Genomic DNA, 19,685 nt, shown 5'->3' on the forward strand with positions numbered 1-19,685 from the left:
AGCGACTGGGCCTATGAGGCGATGCAGCCCGGCGGTCTGACCCAAGTGTTGCCCACCGGCGAGGGGGCTCCGACCTACACCGTGCACTCCCTTGCGGTCGCTTATGTGAGTGCGTTCTAGGTGGGTGCGTCTCTGTTGCGCTAGACCAAAAGGTGGGGGCGACTCCACCTTTTCATTCCTTCCTTGTTCGGGCACGATGGTTGGCCCGCATGTTTCGTGCGGCTTGATAGGAAGGAAGACGTATGAGCGATCAGATCAAGTACTTGTTGTCCGAAGACCAGATGCCCAAGGCCTGGTACAACCTGCAAGCCGATTTGCCCGTGCCGCTGCCAGCCGTGCTGCATCCTGGCACCTTGCAGCCGGTGGGGCCCGATGATTTGGCACCCTTGTTTCCGATGGCGCTGATTGCGCAGGAAGTCTCGCAAGAGCGTTACATCGACATTCCTGACCCGGTGCAGCAGGTTTTTCGCCAGTGGCGTCCGGCACCGCTTTTTCGGGCCCGCAATCTTGAAAAAGCGCTCGGTACCCCCGCCAAGATTTACTACAAGTATGAAGGTGTGAGCCCTGCCGGTTCGCACAAGCCCAACACCGCCATTCCGCAGGCCTTCTATAACCGCGAAGCGGGCATCAAAAAACTCACCACGGAAACCGGTGCGGGCCAATGGGGGACGTCGCTGTCGTTTGCCGGAGCGCTTTTTGGCATCGACGTGCAGGTGTTCCAAGTGCGCGTGTCCTACAACCAGAAGCCGTATCGGCGGGCAGTGATGGAGACTTATGGCGCGCACTGTGTGGCGTCACCGTCGAACTTGACCGCATCGGGGCGGGCTATCTTGGCGCAGCATCCCGATCACCCCGGCAGCCTAGGCATCGCGATTTCAGAGGCGGTGGAGTTGGCCGCACAGCGTGATGACACCAAATACGCGCTCGGCTCGGTGCTGAACCATGTGCTGATGCACCAGTCGATCATCGGTGAAGAAGCGATTTTGCAAATGGCCATGGCGGGGGATGACCCCGATGTGGTGATTGGTTGCACGGGCGGGGGCTCCAATTTTGCGGGCATCGCTTTTCCGTTCCTCGGCTTGCAATTGCGCGGCGGTCCCAACGCCAAGAAGCGCCGCATCATCGCGGTCGAGCCAGCGGCCTGCCCGAGCCTGACACGCGGCAAGTACGCCTACGACTTTGGCGATACCGCCCATCTGACGCCGCTGACCAAGATGCACACCTTGGGCTCGACCTTCACGCCGCCGGGCTTCCACGCTGGGGGCCTGCGCTATCACGGCATGGCGCCGATGGTGTCGCACGTCAAGGAACTTGGCCTGATCGAAGCCGTGGCTTATCACCAAGTGGGTTGCTTTGAAGCCGGGGTGACCTTCGCCCGTGCCGAAGGCATCGTGCCGGCTCCCGAAGCCAACCACGCCGTGAAGGGCGCGATTGAAGAAGCGCTGCGCTGCAAACGCGACGGCAAGAGCGAGGTCATTCTCTTCAGCCTCAGCGGTCACGGACACTTTGATATGCAGTCTTACACCGACTACTTCGCCGGCAAACTCACCGACCAAAGCTACGATGAGGCCGAACTCGCCATGGCCCTTTCAGGCTTGCCGTCGGTGCCGGCTTAAAGAGAATTCGGGATGAATCGTTCAGAGACATGAAAAAAGGGGAGGCCATGAGAAAAATAGGAGCAACGGTGACGTTGCGATGGGTCGGGTGGCTGTGCGCTGCTTGTTGGCTGGGATCGACCGCTTGGGCGGCCGATGCTGTGGCCCCGAAGCCTCGGAAACCCAAGGTCAGCACGGTGGCTCCCAAACCACCGACGGCCGTGACGGCGCCTTCTGGCTATCGCATCGATCCTTCTTTGCCGGCCTGGGTTCAACCGATGACGGTTGATCTCGGGGGTCTTCATGGACTGGCCAGCGCGCCGTTGCAGATTCTCTTGATGGAGACCCAAGCACGTGTGGACCTTGATGGCAGTGCGAGCCACTTTGAACACGGTGTACGGCTTATTCGGGAGTCTGCTGGCCTCGAAATGGGATCGCAGTTGCAGATCGAATTCGATCCGTCTTACCAGCAGTTGGTGCTGCACCGGCTTGATGTGTGGCGCGACGGGGTACGTCTTGATCGCTTACCCACGCTGAAGGTCGATCTGTTGCAGCGAGAGTCGCAACTGGAACAGCAAATGCTGGACGGCCGTGTCACGGCTTCCGTGGTGCTGGCGGATATCCGTGTGGGTGATCGCATCGAGTGGTCTTACACCTTGCATGGCGATAACCCGGTGTTTGCCGGGCGTTTTGTCGATGACGACGTCTTGTTTTCCGTCCGTGGTCCGACGGCTGTGGCACGGTACCGCTTGCTGGCTCCGGTCGATCGTGTGATGACCATTCAAGCCGCCAACGATCGACATGAGGTGCACACCAGCGTTAAAGAAGGATGGCGGGAAACGCTCATCACGCGACGCAATGTGCCGGTGATGACCTTTGATCCCACGGTGCCACGCGCTTATCGGTTGGCTGACTTCATCCATGTGAGTGAATTTCCGGATTGGGCCGCCGTCGCTGACTGGGCTGATCGAGAGTTTGCGGTGGCCAAGACGCCCTCAGCGTTGGTCAAAAAGACGGTGGATGAATTGCGCGAACCAGGCATGTCTGATGAAGCCTTGGTGCTGCGTTTACTGGTTTTCGTGCAACGCGACATTCGCTATTTCGGCACGGAGGTGGGGGTCTCCTCCCATCGGCCAGCACCGCCGGACAAAGTGTTGCAGCAGCGTTTCGGGGACTGCAAGGACAAGGTCACGCTGTTGAGCGCGATGTTGGCGGTGGCCGGTATCGAGGCCACCCCGGTGTTGGTGTCTACGGGGCTGCGTGAGGCGATTCGAGATCAACTGCCTGCGACCCCGCGTGCTTTTGATCATGTGATTGTGGATGTGCGCTTGGGGGAGCGGCATTTCCTGCTGGATGCGACGCGATCCATGCAAACGGGGCCGTTGGCTGATCGTGTTGTTCGTGGCTTGGGATGGGGCTTGCCCGCCAAGGTCGGGACAACAGCGTTGGTGGCGATTGACCCCGCACACGATGATCTACGGGTGGAGGAGGAGGACACCATCCGCGTGGGATCTTTCCTCGAAGATCCCCAGTTTGACGTCAAGCTTGTCATGCATGGGGATACTGCGGAGGCGTTTCGCTCTTGGCGAGCCAGCATGTCTGATGCGGAGATAGCGCGGCAGTTGGCGGCTGTTTGGGTCGAGGCGTATACGGGCCTCAGCATGGATGGGAACATCCAGATGCAAGACATCCCGGATCACAACGCACTCGATATCCGCCTGCACGGTCAATTTCATCCGTATTTGGAATTGCAAAACAAATCAACGCTGAGGGCTGATATTGCGTTGGTGAATTTGATCAACGTCTTGCGTTTGCCGGATCAATCGCCTCGATCGAAGCCCCTCCAGCTTGCCCAACCCGGGATCTATCGTCACCGGGTCCGCCACGAATTTCCAGAGAGTGTTTTTCAAAAGAAATCGACGTTGCGGTTCGATGAAACCACTAAAAATCTGGATTTTCATCTGCGAGGCGAAACCGAAGGGCTTCAGTCTTGGGTCGAAGGAGAGATTCGTATCAAGTCATCGACCTTGGCCGCAGAAGATTGGTCGGCGCACCGGGAGATGCTGATGCGTTTATGGCCCAAGTTGAAGCTCAACTTGAGTCTGAGTGCCTTCAGAAAGGACGGCATCGACAAAGTGACTGCGCAATTGCGCCAACTTGAGCAAAAGGATGCCGGGACCCGGGCCAAGGGAGAGCCGACTTCGACGAAGACCCAAGGTAAAGCCCACGTGGGTTTGATCATGACCGCCGCAGCGTTGGCCGGGGGGCGTTTGAATCCTGCCCAACAAGCGGATGTGTTGGCGGAGCAGGCCGAAATGCAGGAGTGGCTTATCGAGTCTGATGCGGTCAAAGCCAGTTTGACGCAGGCCTTGCAGTTGAACCCTGCACTTAAGGCTGCGTATGTTTTGCAGGCTCGCCATGCCCAGTTGAACGGGGATGCTGACCGAGCCGTTGAATTCGCCACTCAAGCGATGCGCTTCGAGAGCATTCGGGCCGATCTTTACAGCATTCGGGCGGCGGCACATTTCATGGCCGGGCACCCATCCCAAGCTCGCGATGACTATCTCGAAGTGATGCGCCTTGATGCGCATGAAACCGAACGGGGCTATGCCCCTTTGCTGTGGTGGCTGGCTCATCGACGTATGGGGGCACCCTTGGGGGAGGCCTTGCCCGTGACCATGCAGAAAGCGGCCGAGTCCTCCGCTTGGCCTTGGCCGGTGATGCGTATGCTTCAAGGCAAAATCAGTCGTGAACAGGCCGAGCAAGCAGCCAAGGTGGACCCGGATGAGCGTCGAGAACGTTTGTGCGAGCTGTATTTCTATGTTGGCGAGCAGGCCTTGATCCAAGGCGATCTGGCGCAGGCGCGTTGGGCCTTTGAACGCAGTATGGCAACCGGTGTGACCGAGTATTTCGAGTACCGATGGTCGGCCTTACGACTTAAGGCGCTGGCTGCGAAAGATCGCCTCTAAATCCCTCAAATCTGCACCCGAGTCCCCAGTTCGATGACGGCGTTGTCGGGCAGGCGGAAGTAGTCGGCAACGCTGCCAGCGTTGCGGGCCATGGTGGCAAAGAGCGCTTCGCGCCAGAGGGCCATGCCTGAGCCGGGGGTGGGAACGACGATCTCTCGGCTCAGGAAGTAGCTGGTGGCACTGGCTTCGATCAGCAAATCGGGGGCGCAACGGCTCAAGGCTTCGGGGATGTTGGGGCTGTCTTTGAAGCCGTAATGCACCGTCACGCGCCAAAAACCGGGCGCCAGCGCTTGCAGGATCACCTGTTCCTCAGGGGCGACGCTGGGGCGTTCGTGGAATCGCACCGTCAAGATGATGTTGTGCTCATGCAAGACGTGGTTGTGCTTGAGGTTGTGCAGCAGCGCTTGGGGCACGGTATTTGGGTTGGCCACAGCGTAGACGGCGGTGCGCGGGGTGCGTTGCAGGGTTTCTTCAGCCAGCGCGGTGACGAAGGGCTCTAGGGGTGGATCGTTGCGCTGGATGGCTTCGAGCAGCAGGGCGCGGCCCCGAGCCCATGTGGCCATCAGCAGGAATAGACCCAGTCCTACGCCCAACGGGAACCAGCCGCCCTGCATGAATTTGATCGAGCACGAGGCCACCATCAAGGCATCCATGGCCACCAAGCTGCCGGTGGCCAGCAGCACGACGATCAGTGGGTAATGCCAAGCGTGACGCACCACAAAGAAGGTCAGCACCGTGGTGATCAGCATGGTCAGGGTCACGGCGATGCCGTAGGCCGCCGCCAGCGCTGAAGAGCTGCCAAAGGCGGCCACGGCCACAAGAACGGCGGCGAGCAGCACCCAGTTGACCAGCGGGATGTAGATCTGGCCCATGGCGTGCGCCGAGGTTTGTTGCACTTCCATGCGCGGCAAGAAACCGAGCTGGATGGCTTGACGGGTCATCGAATAGGCCCCGGAAATCACGGCTTGTGAGGCGATCACGGTGGCTGCGGTGGCCAAGAGCACGGCGGGGAGCACCCAGCTTTCGGGGAAGAGGCGAAAGAAGGGGTTTTCGAGGGCTGCCGGGTCATGCATCAGCAAAGCCCCTTGGCCCAGATAGTTCAGCGCCAAGCCCGGCATCACCAGCGCACTCCAAGCCAAGCGAATCGGCAAGCGTCCAAAGTGGCCCATGTCGGCGTAGAGCGCTTCAGCCCCTGTGACCGCCAAAACAATGGCCCCAAGTGCGGCCAGAACATCCGGGCCGCGTTCATGCAGGAAGCTCAGGGCTTGCATAGGATTGAGTGCCGCCAAAATGGCGGGCTCGCGCAGGATCTGCATCAGGCCCACGCCGCCCAAGACCACAAACCACAGCACGATCACCGGACCGAAGAGCTTGCCCACCAAGCCGGTGCCCCAGCGCTGCATCAAAAACAAACCGATGAGCACCGTGACGGTGATCGGGATCACGTAGCTTTTGAGGGCCGGGGTGGCGACTTCGAGGCCTTCAACCGCTGAGAGCACCGAAATGGCCGGCGTGATGATGGCGTCGCCATAAAACAGCGTGGCCCCAAACACCCCTGTGAGCAGGATCAGCCGACGCCAGCCGGGCCGTGAACCGCCGCCCATGTCCGAGGCTTTGGCCGCCAGTGCTGTCAAAGCCATGATGCCGCCTTCACCCCGGTTGTCGGCTCGCAGGATCAAGATCACGTACTTCAGCGTCACCACCAGCATCAAGGCCCAGAAAATGGCCGAAATCGCGCCGATCAGATGGATGTGATCCAAGGGCACTCCGGTGGCTGGACTGAAGACTTCCTTGACGGTGTAGAGCGGGCTGGTGCCGATATCGCCGTAAACCACGCCGATGGCGCCCAAGGTCAGGGCTTTCCAACTGGCGCTATGGGCGGGGGCAGGGGTGCTTTGCGGGGATGAATCCGGCGGGGTGACCTGGGTGGACATGGATGGCGTGTGAGGTGTCCGCAAGGGACGACGCCAAGGTTATGCCGCTGCTGACGTCAGGAACGCATATGGATGGGGTCCGCCAGCCGATAGCCAACCCCGGGTTCGGTGAGGAGAAAACGAGGTTCTGCGGGTTCTCGTTCGAGCTTGGCGCGCAATTGGCCCATGTAGAGCCGCAGATAGTGGGTGTGTTCGATGCAGTCAGGGCCCCAGACATCGGCCAGCAAGGCGCGGTGTGTCACCACTTGACCGGCGTTGCGCACCAAGCGGGCCAGCAATTTGTATTCGGTGGGGGTGAGGTGGATCTTTTGGCCGCGCACCATCACTTCACGCAGGCTTAGGTCAATGTCGAGACCTTCGTGGGTATAGCGAGTGATGGCGGGGCGGAGGGTGGTGCCTCGGTGGCGCAGGGCCACACGCATGCGGGCCAGCAACTCCGCCACGCTGAAGGGTTTGCTCAAGTAGTCATCGGCACCAGCGTCAAGCAGCGCAATTTTGCGGGCATCCGATGGCTGGGCCGAAATGATCAGCACGGGGGTGTTGCGGCGCTGGCGCAGTTCATCGAGCAAAGTTTGACCATCGCCATCGGGCAAACCCAGATCCAGCAGCACCAGATCGACCGGGGTATGACGGATCAGCGCTTGGGCTTCGACCAAGGACGCCGCAGTGTGAACGGCCAAGCCTTCGACCTCCAAGGTCGTGCGCAGCAAGGCGCGCAAGTCACGGTCATCTTCGACCAAGAGGACGCACATCATGGGCTGACCTCGACGTCTTCGGCGGGTGTCAGCATGTCGGGAGCTTGTTGCAGGGATAGACGGAGTTCAAAACTGCTGCCCCCATGGCCCCGCATGCGCACACTCAAGCTGCCGCCATGGGCTTGGGCGATGGCCCGACAGACGGCCAAGCCCAGCCCGGAGCCTCGGCAGGCGCTGCGACCTTGGCCGCGTTGAAACATGTCAAAAATCCGGGCCCGATCCGCCACCGGTATGCCGGGACCGCGATCTTTGACCGCCAGAAGCAGGGTGTCTTCGGCGACGCGCACCACCAAGTCCACCGGCCCGGCGTCGGCCGGGCTGTACTTCAGTGCGTTATCGAGCAAGTTTTCCAGCAGTTGGATGAACAGCGGCGCATCGACCCGGATCAGCGGCAAACTGGGTTCAAGCCGGGCGCGAATCCGACGTTGGGGATCTCGCTGGCGCACCCGTGCCAAGACGGCACCGACCAACTCTTCCAGCGATTCCCAATCCAAGCGCAAGGCCAGCTGACCGGCTTCGAGGCGCACCAGTTGCAGGGTGTTGTCGGCCATGGCGGTGAGGGCGCGGGTTTCGTCTTGGATTTGATCGAGCCAAGTGCGGCGTTGGTTGTCAGAGAGACGCTCCGATTGACTGGCTAAAGAGGACGCTGCACCCAAGATGGATGCCAAGGGGGTGCGAAAGTCGTGCGAAATGGCGGCCAACAGGGCGCTGCGCAGCTTTTGGGCTTCGGCTTCGGCCCGCGCTTCAGCCGTGCGCCGTTCGAGATGATGTCGATGCAGGGCTTGTCCCAGCAAATCGCACAGCATTTGGGCATGGCGTTGCAAGTCGGGATCGGGGTCCTTGAGGGGATCAAGTCGAAAGAGGGCAGCTCCCCACGCCGCTTGAGGACCCCGGATTGGGAGATACCACGCAGGAAGTTCGCTGTGCAGGCCCGTACCGGCGCCGAAAGCCCGGTTGTCCCGCAGGCAAAGCCACAGACCGATCTGTTCTGCTGGACTCAGGACGACGCCCTGCCACTGCGCGGCAAGCGGGTCGTCGGTGATGGGCAGCTCGTTATTCAGCAGCATCAACGCTGTGCCCTGCGACGGTAGAGCGCCCAAGGCCTGGTCGAGGCTTTCGGTCATGGCTTGCGGGTGCTGCGCCGCCCGCAGCACGTCACCGAGTTGCTGGATTTGTTCCGCCTCGCGGGCGCGCCGGGCTGCAAGCGATGCTTCACGCCGCAGTCGTGCCATCAAGAGGCTGACCGTCAGACAAACCGTGAGCAAGGTGCCAAGCAGCAAAGCATGCTGGCTCAAGTCCACCTGAAAGCTGCCCCGGGGGGGGACGAAAGACCAGTTGAACAAGGCCACGCTGGTCAAGGCGAACAGTGCTGACGCCCACGCGGGCAGCCAGAACGCCACCAAGGTGCTGGCCAAGACGAAGATCATGGCCAGATTGGCCAGATCGACGCGAGGATCAAGGGCTTGAGCGATGCCTTGCGCCAAGGCCAAGCAGGCCAAGGTGCCCAAAAGGGTGAGGAAACGATGCAACGAGATCCGCATGCCTGCCAAGGTAGCAGGCCGCACATCAGGAAAGCATCAGGAGCTCATTGGCCCACACCCATTCACTCGCCAGCGACGATGTGGATTCGCACGCCTGTCAAACGCACCACTTGACCCAAGCGCAGTTTGCAGGTCTTGCGCAGCTCCACTTGGCCGTCCACCTCGACCACGCCGCTGGCCACCAAGGCCTTGGCCGCGCCACCACTGGGGGCCATGGCGGTCGCTTTGAGGAGGGTATCAAGGGTAATGAACTCGCCGCGCAGGGGAAAGTCGATCTTGTTCAGGGTGGCCATGGTGTCAAGGTGGGGGGGCAGAAGTGCCTTGGCGTTTTTGTTCGCGCAGCATGTAGAGGTAGATGCTTTCGACCTTTTCACGCGCCCAAGGCGTCTTGCGCAGAAAGCGCAGGCTCGACGAAATGCTGGGATCGATCATGAAGCAGCGGATAGCGACGTGCTCGCCCAACAGCGGCCAACCGAAGTGGGCCACCAAGGCTTCGAGCATCCGCTCCAGGGTGATGCCATGGAGCGGATCGCGTGAACGCTGCGCAGGAGGGGGGGTGTTCACGGCGAATAACAATCAGTTGCGAGCCAAGCGGAAGCCCAAGCCGAAGTAGTGGTTGGTCACGCTCACAGCGCTGCGGGTGGCCGAATGCAATTGGCGGCCCAACACGCCCCAGTCGCCGCCGCGTTGTACGCGCTTGGTGCAGTTACCGCTCAACCACGCTGAGCCGTTGGTGGGTGCACCGTTGTAGTGGCTGTTCCAGCAGTCCTGCACCCATTCCCAGACATTGCCGTGCAAATCCACCAAGCCCAGCGGATTGGCTTGTTTTTGTCCCACCGGGTGGGTGTGGCTGCCGCTGTTGCGATCAAACCAGGCGTATTGACTGAGCAAGGTTTCGTTCTCGCCAAAACTCCAGCGCCCAGAAGTGCCAGCGCGGGCGGCGTATTCCCACTCCGCTTCGCTGGGCAAGCGATAGGTCTTGCCGCTTTGTTGGTTGAGGGTGCTGATGAAGACTTGCACGTCTTCCCAGCTGACATTTTCGATGGGGCAGGTCGGGCCACAGTCGGGAAAACCGCTGGGGTTGTAGCCCATCACGCCGACCCATTGCGCCTGAGTCACTTCGGTTTTACCGAGCGAAAAAGCGGCCACCTTGACGTTGTGCTGCGGGCCTTCTTCAGGGCCTCGATCGGCTTCACCCACCGGGCTGCCCATGGTGAAACTACCGGCAGGAATCGCCACCATGTTTTGTTCGATGGCGGCCAGTGCCGCCTTTTGCGCGGAGATGTCCCCGGCCGCTGGGGTCTGTGCTTGGGCGGTGGCCATACCAAGCAGGCTTGAGACGGCAAATCCAAGGGCGCAAAAGGCATGGATCAGGCAAGGGGTGGTTTTCATCGGTTCAGGCTACGTTGATGTTGGGCCACGTCGGTAGGCCAAGTGGACTTGATGTACGCCAAGACCGCCCACGTCTCAGCGGGGCTGAGGACCCCCGCAAAACGAGGCATGTCGGTGGCATAGTTCGGGCCGGCGTATTTCTCCAGACCGTTCTGGGTGATCTCGAACAAAGTCTTATCGTCGTGATGCCATGTGTGGCCGCTGCCATCGTGGGGCGGTGCCGGCAATTTGCCATCGGCCTTGCGGCTTTGCCATTCGGGTTGACCTTCCAAGGCGGCACCGTGACAGCTGGCGCAGCGCTGGGCGTAGATCGTTTTGCCGAGTTGCACTTGCACTTTGTCGTTGGCGTCAGCGCCAGTTGGGGCGCTGGGGGCGCAGGCCGTGAGCCAGATCGCCATCCACAGCATGGCGGGTATCGATCGGGATATCACGGTGACTCCTTGGCAGGTGAGATGGGCGCGCAGTATGACGCATTGGCCAACGCCGTATAGAGTGGCGACCCATCCCTATCTTTCAAGTTGTTCTTCCATGCTCGTCAACTGTGTTGCCTACCGAGAGGGTGCCAAGCTGGCTGATATTGCGATCAGCGAGATCAGTGACCATTTGGCTTTGCCGGGGCACTTTGTCTGGGTGGCGCTGCGGGATGCTTCAGACGCCGAACTGATCGAGATGCAAGACGAATTTGGTCTGCACGATCTGGCGATTGAGGATGCGCGCCATGGGCATCAGCGACCCAAAATCGAGGAATACGGTGACATTCTTTTTGCCGTGATGCATCTGGTCGAGCTCAGTCCGACCGATGAATTGACGGTGGGTGAGGTTCACGTTTTTGTGGGCCGCAACTTTGTACTCTCGGTGCGCAATCGCACGGCGCAGAGTTTTCTTGGCGTGCGCCAGCGCTGTGAGCGTGAACCGCATCTGCTGCGCCAGGGCGCCGGTTTTGTGCTGTATGCGCTGATGGATGCGGTGGTGGATCGCTACTTTCCGATCATCGAATCGCTCGAAACCGAGCTGGAAGTGATTGAGGATCAGATCTTTGAGCGCGGCTCCGGGCGCACCAACATCGAGCATTTGTACGCGCTCAAGCGCCGCGCAACCTTGTTGCGTCATGCGGTGGTGCCGCTCATGGACGCGGCCAGCAAGCTGCACGGCGGCCGTGCCCCGGCGGTTTGTGTGGCCAGCGAGGCTTATTTTCGGGACGTCAGTGATCACTTGACGCGCATCGCGACCTCGATCGACACGATCCGCGACACCATCGGCACGGCGATTCAGGTCAATTTATCGATGGTCACGATCGAAGAATCCGAAACCACCAAGCGCTTGGCCGCGTGGGCCGGTATTTTTGCGGTGGCAACCGCCTTTGCCGGCATCTGGGGCATGAACTTTGAGGTCATGCCTGAACTCAAGTGGCGCTGGGGCTATCCGATGGCCCTGGGGGTGATCGCCAGCATCAGCGGCTTGATGTACTGGCGATTCCGGCGTACCGGCTGGTTGTGATCGATCCCCCGATCAGCGCAGACCGGGGATGCTACCGAGGGCTTTGACGGCACCTTCACCCAGCGCCGCACCAAAGCGTTTGGCCAAGCGTTCAGCCACATTGGGCTTGGGGGTGTAGTCGATGACTTCTTCGGCCTTGATGATTTCGCGCGCCACGTAGTCGAGGTTGCCGAGACCATCCGCCAGACCCAGCTTGATGGCTTCCTCGCCGTTCCAGAACAAGCCTGAGAACAGCTCAGGCGTTTCTTTCAGGCGTGTCCCCCGACCCTTGCGCACCACGTCAATGAACTGACGATGGATTTGATCAAGCATGGCCTGGGCGTAACCGCGCTGTTTGTCGGAAAGCGGCGAGAAGGGGTCGAGCATGCCCTTGTTGGTGCCGGCGGTGATGAGTCGGCGCTCAACCCCGACTTTGCCCATGACGCCGGTGAAGCCGAAACCGTCCATCAGCACGCCAATGGAGCCGACCAGCGAGGCTTTATCGACATAAATGGCGTCGGCCGCCGCAGCGACGTAATAGGCCCCAGAAGCGCACGACTCTTCAACCACCACATAGACCTTTTTCTTGTGCTTGGCTTTGAGGCGCCAGATCTCGTCGTTGATGATCCCGGACTGCACCGGGCTGCCGCCGGGCGAGTTGATGCGGATGACGACCGCTTGGGCATTGGTGTCTTCAAACGCATTTTTCAGGCCCGCCAGCATGGTTTCGGCGCTGGCTTGGCTCTCGGACGAAATCTCGCCGCGCAACTCCACCAAGGCGGTGTGCGGGCCGTGCGTATCGGCGGTTGAATTGCGCTCACCCAGCAGCACCGAGAGGGTGATCAGCACCAACACGATCCACGACAGGCGCAGCAGAAAACGCCAACGTCGGTCGCTGCGGCGGTCTTGCAGATATTCGCGGGCAAACAGCTCCAGCACGTGATCAACACTGCCGCGCGAGATGGGGGTCGAACTGGCTGACGATGCAGGGGGCTTGGCCACGTCGTCGGGGATGGCGCCGGAATCATTAAGGGGGTTCATGCTGGGCTGGCGCTGACCCTTGAAGGATCAAGCGTCTGACGGGATCGTTATCGGTTTTTTAGGCAGGGGCGAGGTGGTCGCGAGGATACCAATAGATGCGCCCTTCGTGTTCACCAACAGCAACAGATTCGAGGTATTCGCCGTGGCATGGGCCACCGACACATTGGCCGTCAACGGGGTCATAGACCGCGCCATGCATCGAACAGATGATCCAACGCCGCGTGTCATCAAGGAACTCACCGGGTTGCCAGTCCAGTTCGACGGGCACATGGGCGCAGCGATTCACGTAGCTCACCACTTGGCCTTCGTGACGCAGGGCAAAAGCGCGCACAGTCTCACCGTGCGCACGCAGTTCAAAGACATGGGCGGAGCCCCCTTCGACCAGTGCCGTTGCTTCACACAACAAGACCCCCTTGACCGAGGTGTTGGTGCTCATGTGTTTTCCCGCAGCCACTGATGCAAATCTGCAACATCGTGGGCAAGGTGGCGGGGATTGAGCGCCGCAAGACTGGCGGCGTCGTGCGCACCGTAGCTCACCGCCACAGCGGCGACGCCAGCGTTGGCCGCGAGCAGCAAATCGTGGCTGGTGTCGCCGATCATCAAGGTGCGTTCTGGATCCGCACCGAATTCACGCATCAGCTCCAGCAGCATCATCGGGTGCGGCTTGGACGCGGTTTCTTCGGCGGTGCGGGTGGCATCGAACACGGCATTCAAACCGCAGGCTTGGAGCGCTTCGCTCAGGCCCCGACGGCTTTTGCCGGTGGCCACGGCCAACCAGTGATGACGGGCACGCAAGGTGGCGAGCATGTCGAGGACGCCGTCAAACAGGGCCACGCCATGGTTGTTTCCGAAATAGTGGTGCCGATAGCGTTCCACAAGTTGGGTGTAGCGTGCGTCGTCCAAACTTGGAACGGCTTCGCGCAGGGCGTTGCCTAGGCTCAGGCCAATCACCTGTGCGGCCGCGCGGTCGGTGGGCTCGGGCACACCCAAGTCGCGACAGGCGGCTTGGATACAGCGCACGATCAAGGCGGTGGAGTCGCAAAGCGTGCCATCCCAATCAAAAACGATCAGATCAAATGGGCGCGGGCGGTCATTCATGATGCGGTTGAGGGAGCGTGCAAGTGATGCAGGTGATGCGGGTGAAGCTGGGCCAGCAGTGTTACGCATTCCGGCGGCAAAGGTGCGAGCAAGGCGATTCGCTCAGGCCGCGCTGGATGGTCAAAAGCCAGTTTGGCCGCGTGCAGGAACATGCGATCAAAACGCACCCCCGCCTGCACGCCTTGGACGGGTTCACCGCGCGCCAAGGCTTTGTTCTGGGTGAAGTCGCCGTATTTGTCGTCGCCCATGATTGGGTGACCCGCGTGTTGCAAGTGCACGCGGATCTGATGGGTCCGACCCGTTTTGATGGTCACATCCAGCAGCGTGAAGTGTTGATAGCGCTGCGCCGTGCGCACCAAGCTGATCGAGCGACGGCCGTCCTCGATGTTCGGATCGCCCGCTTGGACCACACGCACCCGTCGCTCTCCGGCGCTGTCCAAATACTTGTGCAGCGCGACGTCAATCACTTTGAGCTTCTCGGGCCAGCTTCCCAGCACCAAGGCCGCATAGGTTTTGTCGGTCTCGCGCTGGCGGAATTGCTCTTGCAAGGCGGTCAGGGCGCTGCGCTTTTTGGCGATCAAGAGCAGGCCAGAAGTGTCGCGGTCCAAGCGATGCACCAGCTCCAGAAAGCGTGCCTCGGGCCGAGCGCGGCGTAGCTGCTCAATCACGCCGAAGCTCACGCCGGAGCCGCCATGCACCGCCACGCCAGCGGGCTTGTTGATGACCAGCACGTGATCGTCTTCGAACAGCACTGGAAATTCCCGAGGGGGGACGGCCGCAGTGGCTTGGGCCTGCGCATCTGAGCTTGGATCCGGTAGACGCAGCGGCGGGATGCGCACCACGTCATCCAGCTCAAGCCGGGTGTCGGCGTGGGCGCGACCTTTGTTGACCCGGACCTCGCCGCTGCGGATGATCCGATAGACCAAGGTCTTGGGCGCACCCTTGAGTGATTTCAGCAAAAAATTGTCCAGCCGCTGGCCGGCAGAACCTTCGTCAATACGCAAAAGGCGCACCTTGAAATCGGGGTGAACCTGCATGGCGTTGTTCTCGGACCTTGCCCCTATAATGCGTCGCACCACAATGTCGCCGTAAGTGTTTGATTTGCCTGAGTTTAACGGGCCGCTTGCAGCGAGGTGGTGAAAGTCAAGAGGTGATGCAACGCATGACTGGCTTGTTCAGGCCGACTCCCAAGGTGAGTCGGCGGTACAAACAGCCCTGTGGCAGAACCCCGCAGTCCCAAGACCCGAATCAAGGTTTTTACGGCCGCAGCAAACGGACCTATGTCGGCTTGCTGTGGTTTGCGTCTGACGAGAGGCACTCGTCGCATGTTCAAGCATGCTTGAGTCGCGCACGGTGCTCTTGCACGCACGCTGCCCCGTTTGCCGTTTGAATCGGTGCTGTCCCCAAACAGCATTGGTGCGGCAGGCCACGGGCGATTCCTTCATGGTCAGGCCGCGCGGTGTTCGTGCATCGAGTGCCGGGATGGACCCTTTGAGGTCTTTCACTGGTTGTTCGTTGCGCGCTGCAACTTGGATTGCAGCGTGAGGAGAGTGCATGAAACGCATGCTGATCAATGCCACCCAGCCGGAAGAACGGCGCTTGGCGATTGTCGATGGCCAGAAACTGGTTGATTTCGAGACCGAAATCGAGGGGCGCGAGCAGCGCAAGGGCAACATCTACAAGGCTGTTGTCACCCGCGTCGAGCCTTCGCTCGAAGCTTGTTTTGTCGATTACGGCGAGGACCGCCACGGCTTTTTACCCTTCAAAGAAATCTCACGCAGCTACTTCCGCGAAGGTGTGGATGTCCGCCAAGCGCGCATCCAAGACGCCATCACCAACGGCCAAGAGTTGTTGGTTCAGGTTGAAAAAGAAGAACGCGGTAACAAGGGCGCGGCCCTGACGACCTTCATCAGTTTGGCCGGCCGCTACTTGGTGCTGATGCCCAACAACCCGCGTGGCGGTGGTGTGAGCCGTCGCATCGAGGGTGAAGACCGCGAAGAGCTCAAGGAAAACTTGGAGCAGCTCGACTACCCGAAGGGCATGTCGCTGATCGCTCGTACCGCCGGTATCGGTCGCACCGCTGCTGAGTTGCAGTGGGACCTGAATTACATGCTCAAGCTCTGGGACGCCATTGACGGCGCGTCCAAAGGCGGCAAGGGTGCTTTCCTGATTTATCAGGAATCGTCGCTGGTGATCCGTGCGATCCGCGACTACTTCACGGCTGACATCGGCGAGATCTTGATCGACACCGATGACATCTTTGAGCAGGCCAAGCAGTTCATGCTGCATGTGATGCCCGACACCGCGCATCGCGTCAAGCGCTACCGCGATGATGCTGCGCTGTTCAGCCGTTTCCAGATCGAACATCAAATCGAGTCGGCCTACAGCCGCACGGTGCAACTGCCTTCGGGCGGGGCCATCGTGATTGACCACACTGAAGCCTTGGTGTCGGTGGACGTCAACTCGGCGCGAGCCACCCGTGGCAGCGATATCGAAGAAACCGCCACCCGTACCAACCTCGAAGCGGCCGACGAAATCGCGCGCCAGATGCGTTTGCGCGATCTGGGCGGCTTGATCGTGGTCGATTTCATCGACATGGAAGAGTCGAAGAATCGCCGCGAAGTCGAGACCCGTTTGCGCGATGCCTTGCGCAATGACCGTGCCCGTGTGCAGCTCAGCGCCATCAGCAAGTTCGGTTTGCTCGAACTCAGCCGTCAGCGTCTGCGTCCGGCCTTGAGCGAAGGCTCGCATGTGACGTGCCCGCGTTGCAACGGCACCGGCCACATCCGCGACACCGAATCGAGCGCGCTCCAGATCCTGCGCATCATTCAGGAAGAGTCGATGAAGGAAGGCACGGCCGTGGTTCACGTCCAAGTGCCGGTCGAGGTGACCTCGTTCTTGCTGAACGAAAAGCGCACCGAGATCACCAAGATCGAGATCAAGCAACGTGTCACGGTGCTCTTGGTGCCCAACAAGCACTTGGAGACGCCGAACTACAAGCTTGAGCGCATGCGCCACGACGATCCGCGCCTCGAAAATCTGAGCGCCAGCTACACGATGATCGAAGAGCCGGACGAAGAGGTCGGCATCACTCGGCGCGAAAAGAACGCCAAGCCCAAGCAAGAGCCGTTGATTCGCGGTGTGTTGCCGGATTCGCCGGCACCGATGGCGGCACCCGCTCCGGTGGCTGCACCGGCGCCGGCCCTTGCTCCGGCCTTGCCGCCAGTCGCTCCGGTGGTGGCTGTTCAGCCGCCCGCCGCCGCCCCGGCGATGTCGGGCAGTGGCAGCGGCTTTTTCGGCTGGGTTCGTCGTCTGTTCAGTGGCGGCACGTCCGCCACCGTGACCTCGGCGGTGGCCACGCCGGTGGCTGTTGCGGCTCCGGCGCCCGCAGGGTCCACCGATGCGGCCACTTCGGCACGCAGCGCGACGAGTGCCTCGGAGGGTCGTGGTGAACGCCGTGACAGTGGTCGTGGGGGTCGTCAAGGCGGCCGCGACGGTGGGCGTGACGGCAGCCGTGATGGCAGCCGCGAAGGCGGTCACCGTGAGCGCCGTCCGGCACCCGAGCGTGATCGCACGGGCTTGGATGTTGCAGAAGCATCGACTGCGGGTGAGCGCACAGAACGTGGCGAGCGCGGTGGCCGGGGCCGGGCTGGCGAACGGGGTGGTCGTGGCGAACGTGCAGATCGTCCGCAACGTGAAGGTCGCGAGGGTCGTGATGGTCGTGACAGCAGCGCTCCGTTGTCGGTTGCTCCCGCCGCCTTGTCGCCGCGCTCCGAGTCGGATGAGTCTTTGGACCTGAATCCGAAGTTGGCCGTGTCGGGCGATGTCAACGCCGGTCCAGAAACCGAGGCTGAACGTGAGGCTGGTCGCCGTCGTCGTCGCGGTGGCCGAGGGGGTCGTCGTGAGCGTGAAGAAGGTGCGCCCGCAGAAGCTTTGCAAGAGGGCGTTGCTTCGGTGGCCGACGCTGCCGAAGCGGGTGCTTCCGTGATGGCTGAGGGTGAAGCGACGGGCGCTGCGCCGTTTGAGGCCCGTCCGCGCCGCGAGCCGCGTCCGCGTCGCGAGCGTCGTCCGCGTGACGCTGCTGACAGCCGGGTTGATGCTGGCGCTGAGGGCCCATCGACCGACGCTGCTGCGTTGACACCCGTGGCTGAAGCCGTACCGGCACCCATGGTGCCCTCGGCTTCCCTGGAGCCCGAGTGGGACGTCGCCTTCACAGCGCCGGCGATGGTGGCCGAAGTGGCTGTCGCACCCGTGGTTGCTGCACCCGTGATTGCGGCAGCGGTTGACGCTCCGGCTGGGCTTGATTCCTACGTGCTGGCCGTTGAAGCTTTGCAAGGCATCGCTCGCGACGCCGGCATGGAATGGGTGCTGACCGACGCTGACAAGGCCCGCGCAGTGCAAGAGCAGATCGCTGCCGAGCCGCGTCCGGTGCATGTGCCGCGCATCCTCCCGACGATGGTTCTGCCGGACGAAGGTCCGCTCGTCTTGGTCGAGACGCGGCGCGATTTGGCGCAGTGGGCCTTGCCCTTTGATGCTACTGAGGTCGCCTCCGTGTGACCACGGTCTTCGCTCTGCTTGACGATGCTCAAGCCAGCGCTGAAGACCCGCGTAGCCGGCTCTATACCGGCTACGCGCACCAACACATCTGTCACGACGCCGCCAGCCTGACTTCGGTTTGGGCGGCGGTGGCCGCTGACTTGGCCACTGGCTTGCACGCCGTGCTTTTGGCCGATTACGCATGGGGCGTGCGCCTGCAAGGCCTCACGCTGGCCCCCGATCACCCGCCGGGTGCGCTGCGCTTTCTGATGTTTCGCGCGCTGACGCCCTGCTCGGGCGCCCAGGTCGAGGCGTGGTTGGCCGCTCAATCCCCCAGTCTTTCTGAGCCTCCTTGGCCGGTGGCGTGGTCGCCTGAGGTGAGCGAAGCGCTTTTTGCCGAGCGTATCGAGCGCATCCATGCCCTGATTCGGGCCGGTGAGACCTATCAGGTCAACCACACCTTTGGCTTGCAAGCGGAGATGGAAGATCCGGGCGACGCGGGCGTGGGGCTCTACCGCTGCCTGCGCCAGCGCCAGCCGGTGCCTTTTGGCGCTTTGATCGTCGAGCCCGATCAAAGCGTGCTGTCTTTTTCGCCCGAGTTGTTCGTGCGCCATCACGCTGGGCGGCTCAGCACCAAGCCGATGAAGGGCACGGCGGCGCGGCATCTGAATGATCCTGAGCGCGACGCAGCTGCGGCGGCATGGTTGGAGCGCGATCCGAAAAATCGCGCTGAAAACCTCATGATCACCGACTTGTTGCGCAACGATCTGGGCCGCTTGGCCCGGGTGGGCAGCGTGCGCGTGCCGCAGCTTTTTCAAGTCGAAGCTCACGGGGCTTTGTGGCAGATGACCTCGACGGTCGAAGCCGAGCCCTTGCCGGGCACCGATCTGCCAGCGGTTTTGCGGGCCCTGTTCCCTTGCGGTTCGATCACCGGCGCACCCAAACACCACACCATGCAGCTCATCCAGACGCTGGAAGACGGTGCGCGTGGGCTTTACACCGGCGCCATCGGTTGGGTCGATGCACCGCTGCCTGGGCAGAGCTTGGCGGAGTTTTGTTTGTCGGTCGCGATCCGCACCGTGGTGGTGGGTGCGGCGACCGCGTCGGCTGAGGGCCCTCTCAGGCGGCCTGCCCGGCTGGGCGTTGGGGCGGGGATCGTGCTTGATTCGGTGGCGTCGGATGAATGGCGCGAGTGCCAGATCAAGGCCAGTTTTGTGCGGCCGCCTTGGCCCAAAGACAGGGCCGGTGTTGACGGTGGGGCGTTCAGGCTGTTCGAGACGTTGCGCGTCGAAGCCGATGGCAGCGTCCCGCATTTGGACGCGCACTTTGAGCGCTTGAGTCGCAGCGC

General features: G+C 61.5%; 17 protein-coding genes. 6 read left to right on the forward strand and 11 right to left on the reverse strand.

From position 1 onward, the window contains the following. The first annotated feature begins 242 nt into the window (after positions 1-242). From AB3X39_RS10900 to AB3X39_RS10910, 3 genes are all read left to right on the forward strand, one after another. Positions 243-1,616 carry a TrpB-like pyridoxal phosphate-dependent enzyme gene (locus AB3X39_RS10900; protein ID WP_369417407.1) on the forward strand — a complete coding sequence of 458 codons (1,374 nt, stop codon included), beginning with the start codon at positions 243-245 and terminating at the stop codon, positions 1,614-1,616. A 79-nt stretch (positions 1,617-1,695) separates the two neighbouring features. Continuing rightward, a complete protein-coding gene (locus AB3X39_RS10905) occupies positions 1,696-1,884 on the forward strand; it encodes a hypothetical protein (protein WP_369417408.1) in 189 nt (62 codons plus the stop codon). After that, positions 1,874-4,564, forward strand: a complete 2,691-nt coding sequence (locus AB3X39_RS10910; protein ID WP_369417409.1) for a DUF3857 domain-containing protein — start codon at positions 1,874-1,876, stop codon at positions 4,562-4,564. The genes AB3X39_RS10905 and AB3X39_RS10910 overlap by 11 nt, the downstream gene beginning before the upstream one ends. A gap of 5 nt (positions 4,565-4,569) precedes the next feature. On the opposite strand, the gene AB3X39_RS10915 is transcribed toward AB3X39_RS10910, so the two are convergent. The 7 genes from AB3X39_RS10915 to AB3X39_RS10945 form a co-directional block, all read right to left on the reverse strand. After that, positions 4,570-6,498, reverse strand: a complete 1,929-nt coding sequence (locus AB3X39_RS10915; RefSeq protein WP_369417410.1) for a potassium transporter Kup — start codon at positions 6,496-6,498, stop codon at positions 4,570-4,572. 56 nt (positions 6,499-6,554) lie between these two features. Continuing rightward, a complete protein-coding gene (locus tag AB3X39_RS10920) occupies positions 6,555-7,253 on the reverse strand; it encodes a response regulator (protein ID WP_369417411.1) in 699 nt (232 codons plus the stop codon). Beyond that, positions 7,250-8,794, reverse strand: a complete 1,545-nt coding sequence (locus tag AB3X39_RS10925) for an ATP-binding protein (protein ID WP_369417412.1) — start codon at positions 8,792-8,794, stop codon at positions 7,250-7,252. The genes AB3X39_RS10920 and AB3X39_RS10925 overlap by 4 nt, the downstream gene beginning before the upstream one ends. Positions 8,795-8,856: 62 nt before the next feature. Beyond that, positions 8,857-9,087: an RNA-binding S4 domain-containing protein gene (locus AB3X39_RS10930; protein ID WP_407069579.1), complete on the reverse strand. Its 231-nt coding sequence runs from the start codon at positions 9,085-9,087 to the stop codon at positions 8,857-8,859. Between the two features lie 4 nt (positions 9,088-9,091). After that, positions 9,092-9,358: a VF530 family protein gene (locus tag AB3X39_RS10935; protein WP_369417413.1), complete on the reverse strand. Its 267-nt coding sequence runs from the start codon at positions 9,356-9,358 to the stop codon at positions 9,092-9,094. Between the two features lie 12 nt (positions 9,359-9,370). After that, positions 9,371-10,186, reverse strand: coding sequence for a formylglycine-generating enzyme family protein (locus tag AB3X39_RS10940; protein ID WP_369417414.1), 816 nt, complete (start codon positions 10,184-10,186; stop codon positions 9,371-9,373). Further along, entirely contained in the window at positions 10,183-10,617 is a 435-nt protein-coding gene (locus AB3X39_RS10945; RefSeq protein ID WP_369417415.1) for a c-type cytochrome, read from the reverse strand. The genes AB3X39_RS10940 and AB3X39_RS10945 overlap by 4 nt, the downstream gene beginning before the upstream one ends. A gap of 97 nt (positions 10,618-10,714) precedes the next feature. Between AB3X39_RS10945 and corA the strand changes: the two genes are divergently transcribed. After that, positions 10,715-11,683: a magnesium/cobalt transporter CorA gene (gene corA / locus AB3X39_RS10950; RefSeq protein WP_369417416.1), complete on the forward strand. Its 969-nt coding sequence runs from the start codon at positions 10,715-10,717 to the stop codon at positions 11,681-11,683. A 12-nt stretch (positions 11,684-11,695) separates the two neighbouring features. Here the strand turns inward: corA and AB3X39_RS10955 are convergent, their stop codons facing one another. From AB3X39_RS10955 to AB3X39_RS10970, 4 genes are read right to left on the reverse strand one after another with little or no spacing between them, the layout of a single operon-like run. Beyond that, positions 11,696-12,703: a S49 family peptidase gene (locus AB3X39_RS10955; RefSeq protein WP_369417417.1), complete on the reverse strand. Its 1,008-nt coding sequence runs from the start codon at positions 12,701-12,703 to the stop codon at positions 11,696-11,698. A 58-nt stretch (positions 12,704-12,761) separates the two neighbouring features. Continuing rightward, positions 12,762-13,139 (reverse strand): Rieske (2Fe-2S) protein, encoded by a 378-nt coding sequence (locus AB3X39_RS10960; protein WP_369417418.1) that lies wholly within the window; start codon positions 13,137-13,139, stop codon positions 12,762-12,764. Then, positions 13,136-13,801 (reverse strand): HAD family hydrolase, encoded by a 666-nt coding sequence (locus AB3X39_RS10965; RefSeq protein WP_369417419.1) that lies wholly within the window; start codon positions 13,799-13,801, stop codon positions 13,136-13,138. The genes AB3X39_RS10960 and AB3X39_RS10965 overlap by 4 nt, the downstream gene beginning before the upstream one ends. Next, complete coding sequence (locus AB3X39_RS10970) at positions 13,798-14,838, reverse strand: RluA family pseudouridine synthase (protein ID WP_369417420.1); 1,041 nt, start codon at positions 14,836-14,838, stop codon at positions 13,798-13,800. Before AB3X39_RS10970 ends, AB3X39_RS10965 begins: the two co-directional genes overlap by 4 nt. A gap of 517 nt (positions 14,839-15,355) precedes the next feature. On the opposite strand from AB3X39_RS10970, the gene AB3X39_RS10975 reads away from it, so the two are divergent. Further along, on the forward strand, positions 15,356-18,358 hold the full coding sequence (locus AB3X39_RS10975) for an Rne/Rng family ribonuclease (protein WP_369417421.1): 3,003 nt from the start codon (positions 15,356-15,358) through the stop codon (positions 18,356-18,358). Continuing rightward, a partial coding sequence (locus AB3X39_RS10980; RefSeq protein ID WP_369417422.1) for a chorismate-binding protein occupies positions 18,355-19,685 on the forward strand: 1,331 nt, incomplete at its 3' end. The genes AB3X39_RS10975 and AB3X39_RS10980, both read left to right, overlap by 4 nt.

It is taken from the genome of Leptothrix ochracea, assembly GCF_041083635.1.
Lineage (GTDB): Bacteria > Pseudomonadota > Gammaproteobacteria > Burkholderiales > Burkholderiaceae_C > Sphaerotilus > Sphaerotilus ochraceus.

Excerpts from the sequence above, each read along its gene's own strand:
- AB3X39_RS10900 (WP_369417407.1), top strand. The coding sequence starts at position 243 with ATGAGCGATCAGATCAAGTACTTGTTGTCCGAAGACCAGATGCCCAAG.
- AB3X39_RS10905 (WP_369417408.1), top strand. The coding sequence starts at position 1,696 with ATGGGTCGGGTGGCTGTGCGCTGCTTGTTGGCTGGGATCGACCGCTTG.
- AB3X39_RS10910 (WP_369417409.1), top strand. The coding sequence starts at position 1,874 with ATGACGGTTGATCTCGGGGGTCTTCATGGACTGGCCAGCGCGCCGTTG.
- AB3X39_RS10915 (WP_369417410.1), bottom strand. The coding sequence starts at position 6,498 with ATGTCCACCCAGGTCACCCCGCCGGATTCATCCCCGCAAAGCACCCCT.
- AB3X39_RS10920 (WP_369417411.1), bottom strand. The coding sequence starts at position 7,253 with ATGATGTGCGTCCTCTTGGTCGAAGATGACCGTGACTTGCGCGCCTTG.
- AB3X39_RS10925 (WP_369417412.1), bottom strand. The coding sequence starts at position 8,794 with ATGCGGATCTCGTTGCATCGTTTCCTCACCCTTTTGGGCACCTTGGCC.
- AB3X39_RS10930 (WP_407069579.1), bottom strand. The coding sequence starts at position 9,087 with ATGGCCACCCTGAACAAGATCGACTTTCCCCTGCGCGGCGAGTTCATT.
- AB3X39_RS10940 (WP_369417414.1), bottom strand. The coding sequence starts at position 10,186 with ATGAAAACCACCCCTTGCCTGATCCATGCCTTTTGCGCCCTTGGATTT.
- corA (WP_369417416.1), top strand. The coding sequence starts at position 10,715 with ATGCTCGTCAACTGTGTTGCCTACCGAGAGGGTGCCAAGCTGGCTGAT.
- AB3X39_RS10955 (WP_369417417.1), bottom strand. The coding sequence starts at position 12,703 with ATGAACCCCCTTAATGATTCCGGCGCCATCCCCGACGACGTGGCCAAG.
- AB3X39_RS10960 (WP_369417418.1), bottom strand. The coding sequence starts at position 13,139 with ATGAGCACCAACACCTCGGTCAAGGGGGTCTTGTTGTGTGAAGCAACG.
- AB3X39_RS10965 (WP_369417419.1), bottom strand. The coding sequence starts at position 13,801 with ATGAATGACCGCCCGCGCCCATTTGATCTGATCGTTTTTGATTGGGAT.
- AB3X39_RS10970 (WP_369417420.1), bottom strand. The coding sequence starts at position 14,838 with ATGCAGGTTCACCCCGATTTCAAGGTGCGCCTTTTGCGTATTGACGAA.
- AB3X39_RS10975 (WP_369417421.1), top strand. The coding sequence starts at position 15,356 with ATGAAACGCATGCTGATCAATGCCACCCAGCCGGAAGAACGGCGCTTG.